The 18,238-nt window shown below is 46.8% G+C and carries 17 protein-coding genes and 1 other annotated feature; of the genes, 10 read left to right on the top strand and 7 right to left on the bottom strand.

What is annotated here, in order from left to right; translation table 11 throughout:
* Positions 1–20: 20 nt before the first annotated feature.
* From B5E64_RS09440 to B5E64_RS09425, 4 genes are all read left to right on the top strand, one after another.
* The gene (locus B5E64_RS09440) at positions 21–335 is read left to right on the top strand and encodes a DUF1540 domain-containing protein (RefSeq protein ID WP_087168271.1); all 315 of its coding nucleotides are present in this window, start codon (positions 21–23) and stop codon (positions 333–335) included.
* Between the two features lie 109 nt (positions 336–444).
* Positions 445–1,803 (top strand): AI-2E family transporter, encoded by a 1,359-nt coding sequence (locus tag B5E64_RS09435; RefSeq protein WP_087168270.1) that lies wholly within the window; start codon positions 445–447, stop codon positions 1,801–1,803.
* Positions 1,781–2,701, top strand: a complete 921-nt coding sequence (gene metA / locus B5E64_RS09430) for a homoserine O-succinyltransferase (protein WP_087168269.1) — start codon at positions 1,781–1,783, stop codon at positions 2,699–2,701. The genes B5E64_RS09435 and metA overlap by 23 nt, the downstream gene beginning before the upstream one ends.
* A gap of 44 nt (positions 2,702–2,745) precedes the next feature.
* Positions 2,746–3,369: a YbjQ family protein gene (locus B5E64_RS09425; RefSeq protein WP_087168268.1), complete on the top strand. Its 624-nt coding sequence runs from the start codon at positions 2,746–2,748 to the stop codon at positions 3,367–3,369.
* A 68-nt stretch (positions 3,370–3,437) separates the two neighbouring features.
* On the opposite strand, the gene aroE is transcribed toward B5E64_RS09425, so the two are convergent.
* Positions 3,438–4,310 carry a shikimate dehydrogenase gene (gene aroE, locus B5E64_RS09420; protein WP_087168267.1) on the bottom strand — a complete coding sequence of 291 codons (873 nt, stop codon included), beginning with the start codon at positions 4,308–4,310 and terminating at the stop codon, positions 3,438–3,440.
* A gap of 93 nt (positions 4,311–4,403) precedes the next feature.
* Between aroE and B5E64_RS09415 the strand changes: the two genes are divergently transcribed.
* The 6 genes from B5E64_RS09415 to glyA all read left to right on the top strand — a co-directional run bounded on the left by B5E64_RS09415 (position 4,404) and on the right by glyA (position 9,971).
* A complete protein-coding gene (locus B5E64_RS09415; protein ID WP_087168266.1) occupies positions 4,404–4,922 on the top strand; it encodes a shikimate kinase in 519 nt (172 codons plus the stop codon).
* 23 nt (positions 4,923–4,945) lie between these two features.
* Positions 4,946–5,195: a binding site (T-box leader), on the top strand.
* A 151-nt stretch (positions 5,196–5,346) separates the two neighbouring features.
* Positions 5,347–6,360, top strand: coding sequence for an ABC transporter substrate-binding protein (locus B5E64_RS09405; protein ID WP_087168265.1), 1,014 nt, complete (start codon positions 5,347–5,349; stop codon positions 6,358–6,360).
* A 24-nt stretch (positions 6,361–6,384) separates the two neighbouring features.
* On the top strand, positions 6,385–7,266 hold the full coding sequence (locus tag B5E64_RS09400; RefSeq protein ID WP_087168264.1) for an ABC transporter permease: 882 nt from the start codon (positions 6,385–6,387) through the stop codon (positions 7,264–7,266).
* A complete protein-coding gene (locus B5E64_RS09395) occupies positions 7,259–8,032 on the top strand; it encodes an ATP-binding cassette domain-containing protein (RefSeq protein WP_087168263.1) in 774 nt (257 codons plus the stop codon). The genes B5E64_RS09400 and B5E64_RS09395 overlap by 8 nt, the downstream gene beginning before the upstream one ends.
* A 172-nt stretch (positions 8,033–8,204) precedes the next feature.
* Positions 8,205–8,708 (top strand): deoxyuridine 5'-triphosphate nucleotidohydrolase, encoded by a 504-nt coding sequence (locus tag B5E64_RS09390; protein ID WP_087168262.1) that lies wholly within the window; start codon positions 8,205–8,207, stop codon positions 8,706–8,708.
* A gap of 21 nt (positions 8,709–8,729) precedes the next feature.
* The gene (gene glyA, locus B5E64_RS09385) at positions 8,730–9,971 is read left to right on the top strand and encodes a serine hydroxymethyltransferase (RefSeq protein WP_087168285.1); all 1,242 of its coding nucleotides are present in this window, start codon (positions 8,730–8,732) and stop codon (positions 9,969–9,971) included.
* A gap of 77 nt (positions 9,972–10,048) precedes the next feature.
* Here the strand turns inward: glyA and B5E64_RS09380 are convergent, their stop codons facing one another.
* The 6 genes from B5E64_RS09380 to B5E64_RS09355 all read right to left on the bottom strand — a co-directional run bounded on the left by B5E64_RS09380 (position 10,049) and on the right by B5E64_RS09355 (position 18,226).
* Positions 10,049–11,779, bottom strand: a complete 1,731-nt coding sequence (locus tag B5E64_RS09380; protein ID WP_087168261.1) for an ABC transporter ATP-binding protein — start codon at positions 11,777–11,779, stop codon at positions 10,049–10,051.
* Complete coding sequence (locus tag B5E64_RS09375) at positions 11,776–13,551, bottom strand: ABC transporter ATP-binding protein (protein ID WP_087168260.1); 1,776 nt, start codon at positions 13,549–13,551, stop codon at positions 11,776–11,778. The genes B5E64_RS09380 and B5E64_RS09375 overlap by 4 nt, the downstream gene beginning before the upstream one ends.
* 140 nt (positions 13,552–13,691) lie before the next feature.
* The gene (locus tag B5E64_RS09370) at positions 13,692–14,309 is read right to left on the bottom strand and encodes a TetR/AcrR family transcriptional regulator (RefSeq protein WP_087168259.1); all 618 of its coding nucleotides are present in this window, start codon (positions 14,307–14,309) and stop codon (positions 13,692–13,694) included.
* A gap of 163 nt (positions 14,310–14,472) precedes the next feature.
* Complete coding sequence (locus tag B5E64_RS09365; RefSeq protein WP_087168258.1) at positions 14,473–15,336, bottom strand: DegV family protein; 864 nt, start codon at positions 15,334–15,336, stop codon at positions 14,473–14,475.
* Between the two features lie 85 nt (positions 15,337–15,421).
* Entirely contained in the window at positions 15,422–16,771 is a 1,350-nt protein-coding gene (locus tag B5E64_RS09360; RefSeq protein WP_087168257.1) for a spore germination protein, read from the bottom strand.
* A 120-nt stretch (positions 16,772–16,891) separates the two neighbouring features.
* Positions 16,892–18,226: a sodium-dependent transporter gene (locus B5E64_RS09355; RefSeq protein WP_087168256.1), complete on the bottom strand. Its 1,335-nt coding sequence runs from the start codon at positions 18,224–18,226 to the stop codon at positions 16,892–16,894.
* Between the last annotated feature and the right edge of the window lie 12 nt (positions 18,227–18,238).

Genomic DNA, 18,238 nt, shown 5'->3' with positions numbered 1-18,238 from the left:
AATAGAAGGAGGATGAAAAGATGCCAGAATTAAAATGTACGGTGCAGAATTGTATGCACAATCAGAACTATTATTGTAATCTTGACAGTATTCGCGTAGGAGGCGATCAGGCAAAAAATGCATCCGACACATGCTGTGACAGCTTTGAGGAGAGAAAATCCGGAACATTTACGAATGCGTCCATGGAGGCTTCTCCTCTCAGCACGATTGACTGTAAGGCTCAGGAATGCTGTTACAATGAAAACTGCAAATGTAATGCAGGGAAGATCAGTGTAGAAGGCGGCGGGGCATGCAGCTGCGAAGAGACAGAGTGCGCAACTTTCCAGTGCCGGTAAGAAAGAAGTAAGAGAACAGACGGAATGATTTCCGTCTGTTCTTTTGTTGACGCGTTTCAAAGCTTTCGCTATAATAAATTTATATGTGTTTCAACCGGGAGGGAAGAATTTGAAGCGAAAAGATACCAGTCATTCGGGAATCGGAAACAAAAAGGAAAAAGAGCCGGATAAACTGCCTGCTTTTGGAAGAAAAGGCCCGTCCAGAATTCGCCAGTCCTTTGGGAGAGGTCTGACATTTTTCCTTGTAATCGCGGCATGTATCGTTCTTTATTTTGCGTTTCTCAGGGTAGACACGATCTTCGGCGTGATCCGGACGATCATGGGAATTCTGAAGCCGATTATTTACGGATTTGCCATCGCCTATCTGCTGAATCCAATTGTAAAAGCAGTAGACAGATACCTTTGCCCGCTGCTGGAGAAGAAGCTGAAAAAGAAGAGGACGGCAGACAGACTTTCCAGAGGAATTGGAATCTGCCTGGCTCTGCTTGTTTTATTCGCAATTATTATTACTCTGTTGAATATGCTTATTCCTGAACTCATAACAAGCGTTCACAATTTAATGGAGACATTGCCGGGGCAGTTGAACGCAGTGATGGACTCTTTTGATCATATTCAAAAAGAACAGTCGCCCGTCGGTGCTATAGTGGAAAATATTTTGAATCATGCGTCGGAGAATATTCAGAACTGGATTCAAACGGATCTGCTCAGGCAGATGAATGTGCTGATGACCAATATAACGACAGGTGCTATTAATGTATTAAGCGAAGTGTTTAATTTTCTTGTCGGATGTATTGTTTCTGTCTACATGCTGTTCGGAAAGGAAACTTTTGCGGCACAGATTAAAAAAATGCTGTATGCGGGCATGCAGGTAGAGCGCGCCAATATGGTGCTGCATATTACAAGAAAAAGCAATGAAATTTTTGGCGGATTTATTATCGGAAAAATCATTGACTCCGCCATTATCGGCGTACTTTGTTTTATCGGGATCACCATTCTGGACATGCCGTACATCCTGCTTGTCAGCGTGATCGTCGGAGTGACCAACGTGATTCCGTTCTTCGGACCTTATATCGGTGCTATTCCAAGTACGATCCTGATTGCCCTTGCAGATCCGCTTAAGGGACTTTATTTTCTGATCTTTATCATTGCCCTGCAGCAACTGGACGGCAATGTGATCGGACCGAAGATTCTTGGAAATTCCACAGGACTTTCCGCGTTCTGGGTGGTGTTTTCCATTCTGCTCGGGGGCGGACTGTTCGGATTTATCGGAATGATCATCGGGGTTCCGACGTTTGCTGTGATTTACTATATCGTGAAGATGGTAGTGGAAGAGAAACTGAAGAAGAAAAAACTGCCTCCGGACACAGAACACTACGGAGATGTAGAGTATCTGGAAGAAGATGGAGAATTTACATATTTAGAAGAAACAAAGGAGAGAAGAGAAGATGCCGATTCGAGTACAAAATGATCTTCCAGCAAAAGAAATACTGGAGCGTGAAAATATTTTTGTGATGGATGAGCACCGTGCGGTGCACCAGGATATCCGTCCCCTGAAAATAGGACTGCTGAATCTGATGCCGCTCAAAGAGGATACAGAGCTTCAGCTTCTGCGTTCGTTTTCCAATACCCCGCTTCAGGTGGATGTGACCTTTGTGATGGTGTCCAATCATCAGTCCAAGAACACATCGGCAAACCATCTGAATAAATTCTATGTCCGGTTTCAGGACGTAAAAGACCAGAAGTTTGACGGATTTATCATCACGGGGGCTCCAATCGAGCAGATGCCGTTTGAGGAAGTAGACTACTGGGATGAGATGAAAGAGATCATGGAATGGACAAAAACCAATGTCACCTCCACGATTCATCTGTGCTGGGGAGCCCAGGCAGCTTATTATTATCATTTTGGAATTGATAAATACCCGCTTGATAAGAAGCTGTTCGGCGTATTCCGCCATCGCGTCATGAACAGAAGAATCCCTCTGGTCAGAGGATTTGACGATGTATTTTACGCGCCGCATTCCCGTCATACACAGGTGGATCCGGAGCAGATCAAGGCGTGTGAGGATCTGATGGTGCTTGCAGAGTCTGAAGAAGCGGGAATCTTCCTTGCCATGACTAAAGATGGAAAACAGATTTTTGTCATGGGACATCCGGAATACGACCGGATGACACTGGATCAGGAATATAAGCGTGACAAAGCAAAAGGACTTCCGATTGAACTTCCGGTCAACTATTACCCGGATGACAATCCGGAAAACCGTCCGCTCCTTACCTGGAGATCCAATGCAAATAACCTGTATACGAACTGGCTGAACTATTACGTATATCAGGTGACACCGTACGATATGGTAGGAACACCGTTTTAGAACCGGGTTCTGATAAAGAAAATGTTGCAAAGGAGGAAAAAGTTATGGGAAACTGTAATATCTGCGGATCCAATTTCAAAATGCTTGGAGGCGGAACAGAACCGTATACCGGATGCAGCTTCACAGTATGCAATACGTGCGGAGATCTGTTGAAAAAAATTGACCAGGCAAAAAAGAACCGGGAATCACAACAATGTATCTCCCTGTCTGTAGAACTGCTGGACCGGTGTAAAGATCCGGATACGAAATCAAAAGTCAAACAGTACACGGACGAAGCATTGGAAAGATCACAGGAGGATCTCAGTAAGGAGGGGATTGATGTTTTCTCTTTCTGTGATTCCGAGGATGCATTTCTTGCCACAACAGGATATTCGTTTGAAGGATACAGAATTGAATCCTATCTTGGAATTGTGAGCGGTGATGTTGTTCTGGGTACCGGTTTTTTCAGTGAATTTTCCATGGAATTAACGGATTTATTTGGAGAGAGGTCAACGACCGCATCTAACAAGATGAAAGAGGTAAAGCGGAATGCCTATGAGGAAATGGTAAAGAATGCAAAAAAGATCGGTGCAAATGCATTGATCGGAGTGGATTTTGATTATATTACCCTTTCCAACAATATTTTGGGAGTGTCCGCAAATGGTACGGCAGTCAGGATTGAAAAGTAAATGAGTAATAAAAAAGAGCAGATTCCATGCGAGATGATGGATCTGCTCTTTTTCGTATCGTGGAAGCGTCAGAGTGTTTCCACGCCCCATGCTTTTTTTACATCCTCAATCGGAAGTTCTTCCCCGGTATACAGGCGGAATGCTGCCGCACCCTGATAGAGAAGCATGCCAAGGCCGTTGCAGCATGGCAGTCCTTTTTCTTTGGCGTACCGAAGCAGCGTTGTCTCTTCCGGAGAGTAGATAATATCCATGACAAAGAGACCTTCATTCAGAAACTCCGGTCCGGGAATCGGACAGGCATCTGTATTCGGTTCCATGCCGATGCTGGTGGCATTGATCAGAATATCGGCACGGACAAGTTCCTGTTTCAAGACAGCAGGATCCCCGATATCCAGAAGTGAAATCTGACATCCGGTTTCTTTCCGGATTTTCTCAAGAAATGCTTCGGATTTCCAGAAGCTTGACTTTCGGACAAAAACAGAAATTTCTGAAACGCCGTCCAGTGCCGCCTGTGTGATAATGGCAGTGCCGGCACCTCCGGCACCGAGGATGACAAGATGCTTTCCTGAAACAGAAACGCCCGCCTCGGAAAGAGCCAGCATAGCGCCGCTTCCATCAGTGTTATAACCGGTCAAATGCCCGTCGTCGTTCACAATGGTATTGACTGCGCCGCAGAGACGTGCCTCTGTGGAGATTTCGTCCAGATACTGCATGACAGCAGTCTTGTTCGGCATGGAAACATTTGCTCCGCGCATCCGAAGGGTACGCATGGACTGAACAGCATCCGGAAGTGTTGTCTGGTCGATCTGAAATGCAAGATACACGTAATCCAGTCCCAGTTTCTCAAAAGCCGTGTTGTACATCAATGGGGATCTGGAATGGGACGCCGGATCGGCAAAGAAGCCTAAGAGTCCGGTATGCCCGCTGATTTGTAATGACATAGGGATTCCCTCTTTCTATCTGGTATTGATTATGGTAAGATTATAAAGAATGAGAAAAAGAAAGTCAATCTATCACGGAAGGCGGAAAACAGGATGAAGCACATATTTTTAACCGGATTTATGGGGACAGGCAAGACAACGATTTCAGGAAGTCTGAAAGAACTCCTGCATATGGATGTGATCGATATGGATCAGGCAATCGAAGACATGGAACAGATGCCGATTCCGGAGATCTTTGCACAGATGGGAGAGACCTATTTCCGGCAGTGCGAGACCGGGTTCCTGAGAAATCTGAAAGAAAGAGAAGGATCCATTATCTCCTGCGGCGGCGGTGTGCCTCTGAGGGACGAGAATGTGGAGGCCATGAAAGCGTGCGGCATTGTAGTCCTTTTGACCGCCAGCCCTGAGACGATCTATGAAAGAGTAAAGGACAGCCATGACAGGCCGCTTCTGGAACAGAACAAAACGCCGGAGTACATCCGTGAACTGCTGGATAAAAGAGAGCCATATTATAAGAGGGCGGCGGATCTGGAAGTTTCCACAGACGGAAAGAGTGCAGGGCAGATTGCAGAAGAAATAAAAAAATTTCTTGACAGCAGTAAAGCAGTGTGATAAAGTATATCCAAGATTTATATTTCAAACCGATGAGAAAGAAGAGTAGATCATCAGGCGATATCACAGAGAGCGGCAGATGGTGGAACTGCTGTATGGAGCGGAGGATTGAATGGACTTTCGAGGGCAGCCTGAAAGCCGCATGGCAAGTATGGTTTGTCGGGAACCGAACCCGTTATCAATCAGGAGTGTATGTTAGTACATGAGAAAGTGGGCATCAGATGCCAATTTGAGTGGTACCGCGATAATAAGATGATTATTACCGTCTCAAGCAGAAGCTTGGGGCGGATTTTTATTTGAAGAAAAGATTTACAGACTTCTTTGAAGGGTTCCACTTCCTTTCTTACTGACAAGGGCCGGATGTTTGGCATACAACATCCGGAAGAATCATCATATTTTATGTAGTAGAAAAGGAGAAAACAATATGAAAAAGAAAATGGTAACCGTATTATTAAGTGCAGTGATGGCAATGGGACTTCTGGCAGGATGTGGAAGCGGTGATGGAAGCAGCTCGGGAGATGCGGAATATACAATTGGTATTTCCCAGTTTGCGGAGCATGGATCTCTGGATAACTGCAGAGAAGGCTTTATAGAAGGACTGAAAGAAGAAGGTATTGAAGAAGGAAAGAATCTGAAAATTGAATATAAAAACGCGGCAGCGGATCAGGGAACGACAAAACAGATCAGTGATGCATTTGTATCCGACAAAGTAGATCTGATCTGCGGAATTGCGACACCAAGTGCTCAGGCATCATTTAACTCTGCGTTGAATGCAGACATTCCTGTGATTTATACAGCTGTGACAGATCCGGTAGCTGCAAAGCTGGCTGATGAGGATGGTACTCCGGTTGGAGAAGTGACAGGAACAAGTGACGAGCTTCCGATTAAGGAGCAGCTGGAAATGATCCGTCAGATTCTTCCGGACGCGAAAAAGATCGGAATTCTCTATACAACAAGTGAAGCAAATTCCGTATCTGCGTTGGAAACATACAAAGAGCTGGCAGGAGATTATGACTTTGAGATTGTAGAAAAAGGCGTGACCCAGACAGCGGATATCTCTCTTGCAACTGAGGAGCTTTTAAGCGAAGTGGACTGTCTGACAAACTTGACGGACAATACTGTCGTCAATTCCCTTGCGACGATTCTTGACAAGGCGAACGCACAGAACATACCGGTATTTGGAAGTGAAATTGAGCAGGTAAAACTTGGATGTGTAGCAGCAGAGGGACTGGATTATATCGAACTTGGAAAGCAGACCGGAAAGATGGCGGCGCAGGTATTAAAGGGAGAAAAGAAAGCGTCCGAAATGAATTACGAGACAATTTCAGAACCTGGACTTTATGTCAATACAAAAGCAGCGGAAAATCTTGGAATTACGTTGGATGAAAGCCTGGTAAGCCAGGCGGTGGAAAGTTTCGATGAAATTTCCGCATCATAAAGGAAGAAAACGGGAGGCAGACAGATGAACCTTATTGTAACAACAGTAGAGCAGGGCCTGATTTACGGGATCCTGGCACTTGGAGTCTATATCACTTACAAGATTCTGGATTTTCCGGATCTGACCGTGGACGGCAGTTTCCCTCTGGGTTCTGCCGTGACGGCGGCTTTAATTGTCAAAGGAGTCAATCCGTATCTGACTCTGGTGATTTCCTTTGGGGCAGGAGTACTGGCAGGAGTCTGTACGGGATTGATTCATGTAAAATTCAAGGTCCGGGATCTGCTGTCCGGAATTATCATGATGACCGCGCTCTGGACGATCAATCTTCGACTTGCCGGAACAGCAAACGTGCCGATTTTTGGAGAAAAGAGTATTTTTGATAACGAGTTGATGGATGGAATTTTTACGGGATCTCTTTCTTCTTATAAAGTGTGTGTGATTTCCCTGGTGATTGCGTTGATTGCCAAAATCATTCTTGATCTGTATATGAAGACAAAATCGGGATTTCTGCTTCGGGCGGTGGGCGATAACGCAAATCTTGTGACGTCCCTTGCCAAGGATCAGGGAAATGTCAAGATCCTCGGTCTTGCTATTGCGAATGGACTTGTATGTCTCTCGGGCAGTATTTTCTGTCAGGAACAAAGAGTGTTTGAGATTTCCAGCGGTACCGGTGCGATTGTTATCGGGCTTGCAAGCGTGATTATCGGAACCAGCCTGTTCAAGAGCCTGACGTTCATGAAAGCAACCACGGCGGTTCTGATTGGTTCCGTCATCTATAAGGCCTGTGTTGCGGCAGCGCTGAAGTTCTTTGAACCGCAGGATATGAAGCTGATCACGGCAGTATTGTTCCTGATCATACTGATCATCGGAATGGAAAGAAAGAAGAAGGTAAAAGGAAATGCTTGAATTAAGAGGAATTACGAAATATTATAATCCGGGCACTATCAATGAAATGTGTCTGTTTCAGGATTTCAACCTGACTGTCCGGGAAGGAGAGTTTGTCTCTGTTGTAGGAAGCAACGGGTCCGGAAAGACTTCCATGCTGAATATTCTCTGCGGAAGTATCCCGGTGGAGTCGGGGCAGATCCTGATGGACGGTGAAGATATCACAAAAATGAAAGAATATAAAAGGAACCGTAGAATCGGAAGAGTGTATCAGAACACTGCCATGGGAACATGCCCGTCCATGACGATTCTGGAAAACATGTCTCTTGCGGACAATAAAGGAAAGTTTTATGGACTTGGAAGAGGGATCAACAAAGGACGGAAAGAGCATTACAGGGAACTGCTCCGGCAGCTCAACCTGGGACTGGAAGATAAGATGGACGTCAAAGTCGGAAGCCTTTCCGGCGGCCAGCGCCAGGCCATGGCTCTTCTGATGTCCACGATGACCCCGATAGATTTTCTGATTCTGGATGAGCATACGGCGGCGCTGGATCCGAAGACGGCGGAGACCATTATGGAACTGACCGATAAGATTGTAAAAGAAAAGCAGCTTACGACCATCATGGTCACACATAATCTCCGGTATGCGGTAGAATACGGCAACAGGATGCTGATGATGCATCAGGGACGCTGTATTCTTGACAGATCAGGGAAAGAAAAAGAGGAGACAACAGTCGATACGATTCTGGAACTCTTTAATGAGATCAGTATTGAATGTGGAAATTAGAATAAACCAGGAAAAAGGATCAGAAGCAGAAGATTTGTTTTTGATCTTTTTTTATTGTAGAATATTCAAAGGAGCACCCGGAATTCAGAATTGAATTTGACTTTCTGCGTTCAGAATAGTATGATGAAATTAATGCAAAACTTGTAAAATAAGGCAGAAAAAGGAGAACACGATGAAAAGAATCGCGAAATTTCAGAAAGTAAGTAAAGAACAGTTTCTGGAGGGGACGAAAGGAATTTTAACCGCGGAAGAGGCGGAAAAAGTATATGAAGAAATCCAGCTCCCGAGAAGGGCGACGAAAGGCTCTGCGGGATATGATTTCTTCACCCCGTACCCGATTACGCTTGCACCGGGAGAGACGGTGAAAATCCCGACCGGCATCCGTGTCTGGATGGAGGAGGAATGGGTGCTGAAATGTTATCCGAGAAGCGGCCTTGGGTTCAAGTACCGCCTTCAGCTCAACAATACGGTCGGTATCATTGACAGTGATTATTACTACTCAGACAATGAAGGGCATATTTTCGCAAAACTGACCAATGATACCAATGAGGGAAAAACTGTGGAGCTGAAAGCAGGAGAAGGATTTATGCAGGGAATCTTTGTGGAATATGGCATCACCCTCGATGACGATGCTGACGGCATCAGAAATGGAGGTTTGGGCAGTACAACAAAATAAGAAGGAGGATGTGTAATGAATCTGGTACAGGAAGTCATGGATTATATCAGTCAGTATGATCCGGAAGTGGGAAAGGGACTGGAAGCGGAGCTGGCACGTCAGAGGAGAAATCTGGAGCTGATTGCGTCGGAGAATATTGTAAGTCCGGCGGTCATGCTTGCGATGGGAACAGTGCCGACCAATAAGTACGCGGAAGGATATCCGGGAAGACGCTATTATGGCGGATGTGAACATGTAGACGAGATTGAGACACTGGCAATCGAACGGGCCAGGAAGCTGTTTGGGGCGGAACATGCCTGTGTACAGCCTCATTCCGGTGCACAGGCCAATATGGCGGTTTATCAGGCATTTATTCAGCCGGGGGATACGGTGATGGGGATGAACCTGAATCATGGCGGGCATCTGACCCATGGTTCTCCGGTCAACCAGTCCGGAAAGCTTTATCATTTTGTACCATACAATGTCGGTGAGGATGGTTTTCTTGATTACGATGAGATCCGCAAAATTGCAAAAGAATGTAAACCGAAGATGATTGTAGCAGGTGCGTCCGCCTATCCAAGAGAGATTCGTTTTGATCTGTTTGCGGACATTGCAAAAGAAGTGGGCGCATACCTCTTTGTCGATATGGCGCACATTGCAGGGCTTGTTGCAGCGGGACTTCACCAGAGCCCGGTTCCATATGCGGATGTGGTGTCCACCACGACTCATAAGACATTAAGAGGCCCGAGGGGAGGTCTGATCCTCTGCAAGGAAGAATATGCAAAGCAGGTGGACAAGGCTGTATTCCCGGGCACACAGGGCGGACCTCTGGAACATGTGATTGCGGCAAAGGCCATCTGCTTTGGTGAGGCGCTGAAGCCGGAGTTCAGGAACTATCAGGAACAGATCGTGAAGAATGCCCATGCTCTTGCGGAGGCCATGCTGGAAGAGGGATTTGACCTCGTAAGCGGCGGCACGGACAATCATCTGATGCTGGTGGATTTAAGAAAGATGAATCTGACCGGAAAAGAGATGCAGAACCGGCTGGATGAAGTGTATATTACAGTCAATAAGAACGGAATTCCGAACGACCCTCAGAAACCGGGCATCACAAGCGGTATCCGGATCGGTACGCCGGCAGTGACAACACGGGGATTGAAAGAACCGGAGATGAAAGAGATCGCAGGGCTGATTCGTCTTGCAGCAGTTGATTTTGAAAAGAACGCGGATCAGATCCGCAGGGCGGTGACCGACATCTGCGGCAGATATCCGATCTATCAATAACAGATGAATCCGCAAATCATATCAGGCGGACAGCATACCGTTAACGGGTATGCTGTCCGTTTTAAATATGTGGTTGATTACAGCTTCCAACTCTGACTGATGTCCTGCAGTCCTGCCATATGAGGGTAGATAGTGCCGGACTGAAGAAGTTCTTTTGGAGTTCCCTGTTCCGCGACAGTTCCTTCGGAAAGAACCACGACCTTGTCGGCACCGCTTACTGTCCGCATACGGTGTGCAATGACGAGAACAGTTTTCTCTTTGATCAGACGGGAAAGAGCGCTTTGAATCAGCGTTTCGTTCTCGACGTCCAGACTTGCGGTGGCCTCGTCCAGAAGAATGATCGGGGCGTCTTTCAGAAAGGCCCGTGCGATGGAGATACGCTGCCGTTCACCGCCGGAAAGTTCGCATCCATTTTCTCCGATCATGCTGTTGTAACCGTCCGGAAGCCGGAGAGCAAACTCTTCACAGTTTGCCAGTCTTGCGGCAGCCAGGACTTCAGCGTCTGTGGCGTCTTTTCGTCCGATCCGGATATTCTCCATGATTGTATTATTAAACAGGGTCACGTCCTGAAAGACGATGGAGTAAAAGGAAAGCAGTGTTTCCGGATCCACTTTGGAGATGTCCATACCTCCCACGGTGATGGTTCCACGCTGAATATCCCAGAAACGGGCAGCCAGGCGGGAGACGGTTGTCTTGCCGCCGCCGGACGGGCCGACCAGGGCAGTAACTTCCCCCTGCTTTGCAGTGAAGGATACGTCTTTTAAAACGGCTTCTCCGGTATTGTAGGAAAAGCCTACATGGTCAAAGCAGATATCATACCCTTTGTTGGTCAGGTCTTTGTTCCCGGTCTGCACCGGGTGATCGAGAATCTCGTTCATACGGCTGATATTTGTCCTGCTGGAAATGACGGCGGCCAGATTCTGGAGTGCGCCTTCCAGCGGAGAGTAAAGACGGGATACTACAAGCAGAAACATAAAAAACAGAGGGATATCGATCTCCCCGCGGATCAGAAGCACGGATCCGGTCAGAGCAGTGGTGGCGATTCCAAATTTCAGAATCAGGGTGGAAGATACGACAAAAAGGGCGGTGCCAAGCTCCGTTACAATATGGCGTTTTTCCGACTCGTCGATTTTCCGGTACAGACCGGTAAGATAGCGGTGCTCTGCGTTATATGCTTTCAGATCCTGCATACTTTCGATACATTCCTGGACGCCCTTCTCCAGTGCAACGTTGGCAGCCACCGCTTTCCGGTTGAAATATTCCTGAATCCGGGCAGAAAAGAGAGTAATGGCAAAGGCAACAGGAAGGACCCATATCGCGGCAAGGGCCATTTTTACATTGAAAAACAGCAGGCAGACCGCAACGAGGGTGGTTGAAATCAAGGATCCGAACAGGGCGGGCACATAGTGGGAAAACGTAGTCTCCAAGGTGGCACAGTCTCCCATGATGGAATTGGTCAGATCGGCGAGATCTTTTTTTCCGAAGAAGGAGAGGGGGATCTTCCGGAGCTGTTCGGCCAGCGAGATCCGCCGCACACCGCTTTCCACATAGGTTGCCAGATAAGTGGCATTATACTGAAACCAGGTGACGACAAAAATCAGAACCAGGCATGCGGCACATCCTGCCAGATAAAAGAGGATCCGGCTGCCGTTTACGCCTCCGGCCATCATGTCAAGCACAAACTGGTATAAAAGTCCGACCGGAAACATAAAGGAAAGATCCTGCAGGACACAGGCCAGACAACCTTTGATCAGGTCAATGGCTCCCTGACGGGATAATGCAAATCGTCTTTGTAATTTCTGAATCATACTTTCTCCTCCTTTTCGATTTTCCATTCCGCCGCTTCGGAATAGTTCCGCCACATATGGGCAAACAGTCCGTTTTTTTGAAGCAGTTCTGCGTGAGTGCCGCTTTCCGTGATTTTCCCATCCTGCATGACATAAATACAGTCTGCTCCGGTGATGGAAGAAAGCCGATGGGCAATCATGAGCACGGTCTTGCCTCTGGAGAGTGTGGAGAGTGCCTGCTGTACACGGACTTCGTTATCGGGATCCGCAAATGCGGTGGCCTCATCCAGGATCAGGACAGGCGCGTTTTTCAAAATCGCCCGGGCAATGGCGATCCGCTGCTGTTCACCGCCGGACAGGTAGATGCCGTCCGCACCGATGACCGTGTCAATGCCGTCCGGAAGCTTTTCGATGATATCCATACACTGGGCGGCTTCCAGTGCCTGAAATACCTCCTGCCGGGAAGCATCAGGCCTTGCCATCCGGACATTTTCCAGAATGGAGGCCTTGATCAGCCGACTGTTCTGAAAGACAAAGGATACCTGATTCATCAGATCTTCTTTTGAAATCTGCCGGATATCCACATCTCCGATCAGCACCCGGCCTTTCTGAGGATCAAAGAATCTGGCAGCGATGCCGGCAAGCGTTGTTTTGCCGCCGCCGGAAGGACCAACCAGGGCGGCGACCTGCCCGGATGGAATGGACAGGGAAAGGTCGCTGAGAGCATCTTTCTGACCGTCGTAACTGAATGTAACATGTTCCAGAGTGATAGAATGGCTGGAAGGGATTGTATGGGCAGCACTTTCGGCAAGGGGCTTTTCATCCAGGATGGTATCGATGCGGGAGAGGGCGTCCGTGACAATCATTGCATCTTCACTCATGAACATGATTTTGGTCAGGGTCGTTCCGATTACCGGCGTAATAATAATATAGAAAATCAGATTCAGAAGAAGGTCGTTTGAGACGCCGTTTCTGGACAGAAAGATTCCGCCTGCAATCAAAAAGGCAAAGACGCCGTTGATGGCTGTGGTATAAAACATCATTGGAAGCCGCAGCGTCTTCGTATAGGCGATCACCCATTTCTCATAGTTGTCAATGGAAGCTTTGAACCGTTTGAAGGAATAGACACTCTGGCCAAAGGTCTTGACAACAGGAATACCGCGGACGTACTCTACCGCTTCATTGGACATGTCTGAGAGGGCGTTTTGGTACTCTTTCATTTTTGCCTCCATATCCGGCCCTGTCATTTTCATCATAATCAGAAAGCCGAGTATGACAGGGATGAGACTTAAAAGCCCGAGACGCCAGTCAAATACGAGAAGCAGAAAGAGAAGACCAACGGGAGTTGCAATGGCTCCGGCCTTGTCCGGAAGACGATGGGCAAGATATGTCTCCGCGGCGGCGCTGGATGTGTTGACAACTCGGCGGAGTTTTCCGCTGCCGTATTTTTCGATGGTGCCAAGCGGGAGAGAAGCAATATGGCGCAGGAGCTCTTTCCGGATGTTGGAAGCAATCCGGAATGCGCTAAGATGAGAACACATCAGCGCAGCAATGTAGACCAGAACAGAAAGTACTGCAAAAAGCACAGCACTCCAGCCATAGGATGCTGTCTGGTCTGCCCTGAAAAAATCAGGGGCTGCTTCCAGAAGATCATGGATGATACGCCAGATGTACCAGAAAGGGACAAGTGCCAGAAGCGCACTGACCACTGACAAAATCCATGAAAGCCCTGTCAGGATTTTGTGACCGCCGGCATAGGACAAAAGCCGCGATAAATTTGACTGTTTTTTCATGATAAACCTCCTTATAAAAAGTGTCGGATGCTGTCCGAATACCTGCCAAGCCCGGCCGGAACATACAGGAACGGAGAAGCAGCCGGAGTCCGCTATAAAAAAGTTAGCACAAACTAACCTCTGGATAAAAATTACAGGGCTTACTGCCCCATAATCTTCAGCCATCCTGCAGTATAAAATTCCCGCATCTCTTCGAGATAGTTTTCCGCTTTTGGAAGCGGCATTTCATGGATAATAAGCTCAAAAAAAGCATTAAACATTCCGGTCACAAGGATGTGTTCCAGATGCTCATCAATCGGCGGTGCGGGTCTTCCAAGTGACTTCAGCACATTCAGATAGTCATGAGTCGCCTGAAGCTCGATTCTTACCATTTCATCAATCATACCGGCAAAGCGTGTGCCTGTGGAATGACAGAGAATCAATTTGAACTCCTTCAGATGAGAATAGGCATACAAAAGCATCTCGCGCATACATGAGCCGGACGTGATGCCTACCTGGTCAGGCTGAGCTTCCGCCGGAAGAGAAGCGAATTCCTGTTGAGCGCTGCAGAAACAGTTCATGAAATACTCATACTGTTCTCCGACGAGAGCTTCGAACAGAGCTTCCTTACTGGAAAAATATCCGTAAAAGGCTCCGGTGGTTACACCAGCCTGTTTCACGATATTCCTAAGAGAAGCTGATTGAAATCCCTTTTCCAGGAATTCGTCCATTGCTGCTGTCAGGATAGCCTGCAATGTGTCTGGTTTTGTTTCATTCATGCGGATCCCCTTCTATATAACACTGCTATATATCACTGTTATATTACAAAAGAAATGAAAAGATGTCAATAGAAGAAGGGGATTTTCCTGAGAATAAACAGAAGATAGATTGAGAAAATGTGCCCGAAAAAGGACTCTGCATGAATGCAGAGTCCTGTAAATCTTATCTTTTATTTCCCATACAGAACGTGGCAACAACGCCAGGGCCGGTATGGCTTCCGATGACAGTTCCGATCACATTGATCAGAATGTTATCGATTCCGTATTTTTCCCGGATCAGACCGGCGACATATTGGGCATCTTCCTCGCAATCCCCATGTGTGATCATGACAATTTCATTGTCCCAGCCCTTCATCTGCTCCTCCATGATATCGACGATCTTGTGCAGGGAGCGCTTGCGTCCCCGTTCTTTTCCGATGACACTGAGTTTTCCTTCATTGTCCATGTGGATCATAGGCTTGATCTTTACCATGGTTCCAAGGACGGCGGTAGCTTTGGAAACACGGCCTCCCCGGTGCAGATGGTTCAGATCATCCACTGTAACATTGTGGCAGACGTGAAGCTTGTTCTCCTCTGCCCAGGTCACGATCTCATCGTAAGTTTTCCCTTCTTTTTTAAGCTTCAGAACATAGTAGAGAAGCAGTGCTTCACCAAGACATGCACAAAGAGAATCGATCACGGTGATCCGTGCTTCAGGATAGTCTTCCATCAGATCCTGCGCGGCCATCCGTTCACTGTTCAGGCTTCCGCTTAATCCGGAAGAAAATCCGATGTGGATAATATCTTTGCCTTCTTTTATGATAGGTTCAAACAGTTCCCTTGCCTGACCTGGTGTCACCTGGGACGTAGTCGGAAGAGAACCTCTTCTGATGCGGTCAAAAAATTCTTTTTTTGAAATCCCCTCCATATCCGGATAGGTTTCGCCGTCAATGGTATATGATAATTTCAGCGTCGGAATATTACGCTCTTCCAGCCATTCTTTTGGAAGATCGACGGTGCTGTCCGTAGTAATAACAAACTCTCTCATTGCTGTAACCTCCTCATCCTGCTTTTTACTTATCATACCATTTTTCAAGGCATGAAGCAAAAGATTTTATGCTGGAGGCTGTAATTTAATTCCTGCGGATATTCAGATAGCTTCGTCCGGAAACCGTACGGTTAAAACAGATGGAACACACGATAATGATGCACCCCGCCGCAAAACCGATCCAGTCAAATAAGGCCGTGAGCGTGAGAAGAAGAAGACGCATGAATTTTAATGCATACCCCAGTTCAAAATTGGGCTGGGTATAGTTTGCCACAGCAACAAAGGCCATGTAAAGCATGATTTCGGAATTAAACCATCCGGATTGAACGGAAAATTCCCCCATCACAATACCGGCGATAACACTGAGAGGAGTACTGAGCATGCTGGGGGTGTTGAGAGCTGCCAGCCGCAGTCCGTCAATGGAAAGCTCCAGCAGCAGAAGCTGAAAGTACAAGGGGATATTTACAGTAGACCTCACAAGCACAAAATCGAAAATTTCCGGTATCCACTGCGGATTCTGCATAAAAAGCAGGAAAAGTGGCGTGAGAAAAATGGTCATCAGAGTAATCAGACCGCGGGAAATCTTCAGATAAATCCCGGTCAGTGTTGGAAAATAATAATCGTTTGCCTCCTCGATCATATCAAAGATAGATGTCGGCAGAATCATCGCGGAAGGAGAGGTATCTACAAGCAGAATGATTTTTCCCTCCAGAAGACAGGCGGCAGCAGTATCCGGACGCTCTGTATACTTGAACTTCGGAAATGGATTATACCACTTTCTTTTAAAGAGAAGCTCGGCAAGACTCTGCTGATTCATTTTCAGATCTTCTTCCTGCATTGCTTCCAGTTTTTGTGTAAGAAGTGAAAGCAGGTTCTGATCTACCCGGTCAGACATATAGCAAAGAGCGACATCTGTCCGGGAAGACTTCCCGATTTCCGTCATTTTCATAGTCAGATGCGGATCGCGAATCCTTCTTCTCATTAATGCGGTGTTAAAGACAATTGTTTCTACAAATCCATCTCTGGATCCCCGGAGTGATTTGTCCTGTGCTGGTTCGTCCACACTTCTGGAAGGGTAGGTTCTGCAGTCAATGGCAATGCAGGATTCAAAGCCGTCTACAAAAAGACAGGAGACTCCGGATAAAATATTCTTTATAATTTCATCATATTCTGAAAAAGTATCGATTTCTACATACGAGATCATTGTTCTGGAAAGCTCGGTCGCCGTTTTCGGCATTTCTTCCGGTGTGAGTTTAAAGAGCGTATCCATAACTTTGGACATGACTTCATCTTTCATAAATCCGTCGATAAAGAAAAAGCAGCTTTCACGTCCGCCGATGATCATATCGCGTTCTATAATGTCAAAGCTTTCTTTTACCGGAAGGATTTCATTAATATAAGAAATATTTTCCTGTATCATCTTGGAAATCTTCATTAGACTGTTCCTCCGTTTTTCCTGTTTCAGTATGGAGTTTTTCCGAAATGGAGAAAAAGTATGCAAAAAAGCGGGCACAGTATCGAATAATACTGTGCCCGCCAAAGAACTCTTTTTAAACTATACCCAGTGAAATACGGAGCTTAGCAGGATTGCGACAAGGAAAAGCGGAGCGATCCATTTAATCATGACAGAGAAAAGCTTTTCGCTTTTGAATGTTCTGCTGCTCAGACGTACTTCTTCGCCGATAGCCTCCGGTTTGATAAAGAAACCTACAAAAATGCAGGTGAAAAAGGCTACAACAGGCATCATCACGCTGTTGCTGATAAAATCCATGAAGTCCAGAATCGAAAGATTCAGAATTTTGACGAAGCTTAACGGCCCAAATCCCATAGAAGAAGGAGCGCCGAGAATCAGTGCGCATACGGCTACGGTAAGCGCTGAACGTTTCCGGGTCCAGTGCAGTCTGTCGCAGATAATCGAGACAATCGTTTCCATCAGGGAGATGGAAGAAGTCAGTGCGGCAAACAATACAAGGAGGAAAAATACAGCTCCGATCAACTCTCCGAAAGGCATGTTTGCAAATACTTTTGGAAGTGTGACAAACATCAGGCCGGGACCTGTCTGAAGAGCGTCCTTGCCGGAAAAGACGAATACAGCAGGGATAATCATGAGACCGGCAAGAAACGCAAAGCCGGTGTCAAAAATTTCGATCTGCCGTACGGAAGATTCCAGGTTATTGTCTTTCTGCATGTAGGAGCCATATGTTACCATGATTCCCATGGCAAGGGACATGGAGTAAAACAGCTGTCCCATGGCAGCGAGGACGGTTTTGGTTGAAAAATCTTTCAGGTTCGGTTTCAGATAGTAGGCGACACCTTCACCGGCTCCTGGCAGTGTGATGCAGTATACCGCAATTCCGACTGTCAGGATTACGAGTACAGGCATCATAAACTTGCTGACCTTTTCGATTCCTTTTTCCACGCCCAGAAGGACAATAACAGCTGTGGCGGCGAGAAAAAGAAAAAACCAGCCCAGCGGCTCGACAGGAGAAGCGATAAAATCAGTATAATAGGTATCGGCTGCAGCTGACTTTCCTCCTCCTGTCAAAAAGACTGCAAGATATTTTGTAACCCATCCGCCGATTACGGAATAATAAGGAAAGATGATGATCGGCACAAGGGATGCCAGAATTCCGAGAAACCCAAAACGATGATCCAGTTTTTTGAATGCACCAATGGCGCTTAATCCGGTTTTTCGTCCGATGGCGATTTCAGCAAGCATCAGAGAAAAACCAAAAGTGACAGTAAGAATCAGATAAACCAGAAGGAAAGTTCCCCCGCCGTATTGTGCTGCCAGATAGGGAAAACGCCAGATATTCCCAAGACCTACAGCAGATCCGGCCGCAGCAAGAACAAAGCCGAGCCTGCTGGAAAAATTACTTCTTTCTTTCATTTGTACCCCCAA

The organism is Drancourtella sp. An12, from assembly GCF_002160935.1.
In the GTDB taxonomy this organism is placed as follows: domain Bacteria; phylum Bacillota; class Clostridia; order Lachnospirales; family Lachnospiraceae; genus Sellimonas; species Sellimonas catena.
This window is presented reverse-complemented; position numbering and strand designations above follow the sequence as displayed.

Excerpts from the sequence above, each read along its gene's own strand:
- B5E64_RS09365 (WP_087168258.1), bottom strand. The coding sequence starts at position 15,336 with ATGAGAGAGTTTGTTATTACTACGGACAGCACCGTCGATCTTCCAAAA.
- B5E64_RS09395 (WP_087168263.1), top strand. The coding sequence starts at position 7,259 with ATGCTTGAATTAAGAGGAATTACGAAATATTATAATCCGGGCACTATC.
- B5E64_RS09405 (WP_087168265.1), top strand. The coding sequence starts at position 5,347 with ATGAAAAAGAAAATGGTAACCGTATTATTAAGTGCAGTGATGGCAATG.
- B5E64_RS09380 (WP_087168261.1), bottom strand. The coding sequence starts at position 11,779 with ATGATTCAGAAATTACAAAGACGATTTGCATTATCCCGTCAGGGAGCC.
- B5E64_RS09425 (WP_087168268.1), top strand. The coding sequence starts at position 2,746 with ATGGGAAACTGTAATATCTGCGGATCCAATTTCAAAATGCTTGGAGGC.
- B5E64_RS09440 (WP_087168271.1), top strand. The coding sequence starts at position 21 with ATGCCAGAATTAAAATGTACGGTGCAGAATTGTATGCACAATCAGAAC.
- aroE (WP_087168267.1), bottom strand. The coding sequence starts at position 4,310 with ATGTCATTACAAATCAGCGGGCATACCGGACTCTTAGGCTTCTTTGCC.
- B5E64_RS09355 (WP_087168256.1), bottom strand. The coding sequence starts at position 18,226 with ATGAAAGAAAGAAGTAATTTTTCCAGCAGGCTCGGCTTTGTTCTTGCT.
- B5E64_RS09390 (WP_087168262.1), top strand. The coding sequence starts at position 8,205 with ATGAAAAGAATCGCGAAATTTCAGAAAGTAAGTAAAGAACAGTTTCTG.
- B5E64_RS09400 (WP_087168264.1), top strand. The coding sequence starts at position 6,385 with ATGAACCTTATTGTAACAACAGTAGAGCAGGGCCTGATTTACGGGATC.
- metA (WP_087168269.1), top strand. The coding sequence starts at position 1,781 with ATGCCGATTCGAGTACAAAATGATCTTCCAGCAAAAGAAATACTGGAG.
- B5E64_RS09370 (WP_087168259.1), bottom strand. The coding sequence starts at position 14,309 with ATGAATGAAACAAAACCAGACACATTGCAGGCTATCCTGACAGCAGCA.
- B5E64_RS09415 (WP_087168266.1), top strand. The coding sequence starts at position 4,404 with ATGAAGCACATATTTTTAACCGGATTTATGGGGACAGGCAAGACAACG.
- B5E64_RS09375 (WP_087168260.1), bottom strand. The coding sequence starts at position 13,551 with ATGAAAAAACAGTCAAATTTATCGCGGCTTTTGTCCTATGCCGGCGGT.
- B5E64_RS09360 (WP_087168257.1), bottom strand. The coding sequence starts at position 16,771 with ATGAAGATTTCCAAGATGATACAGGAAAATATTTCTTATATTAATGAA.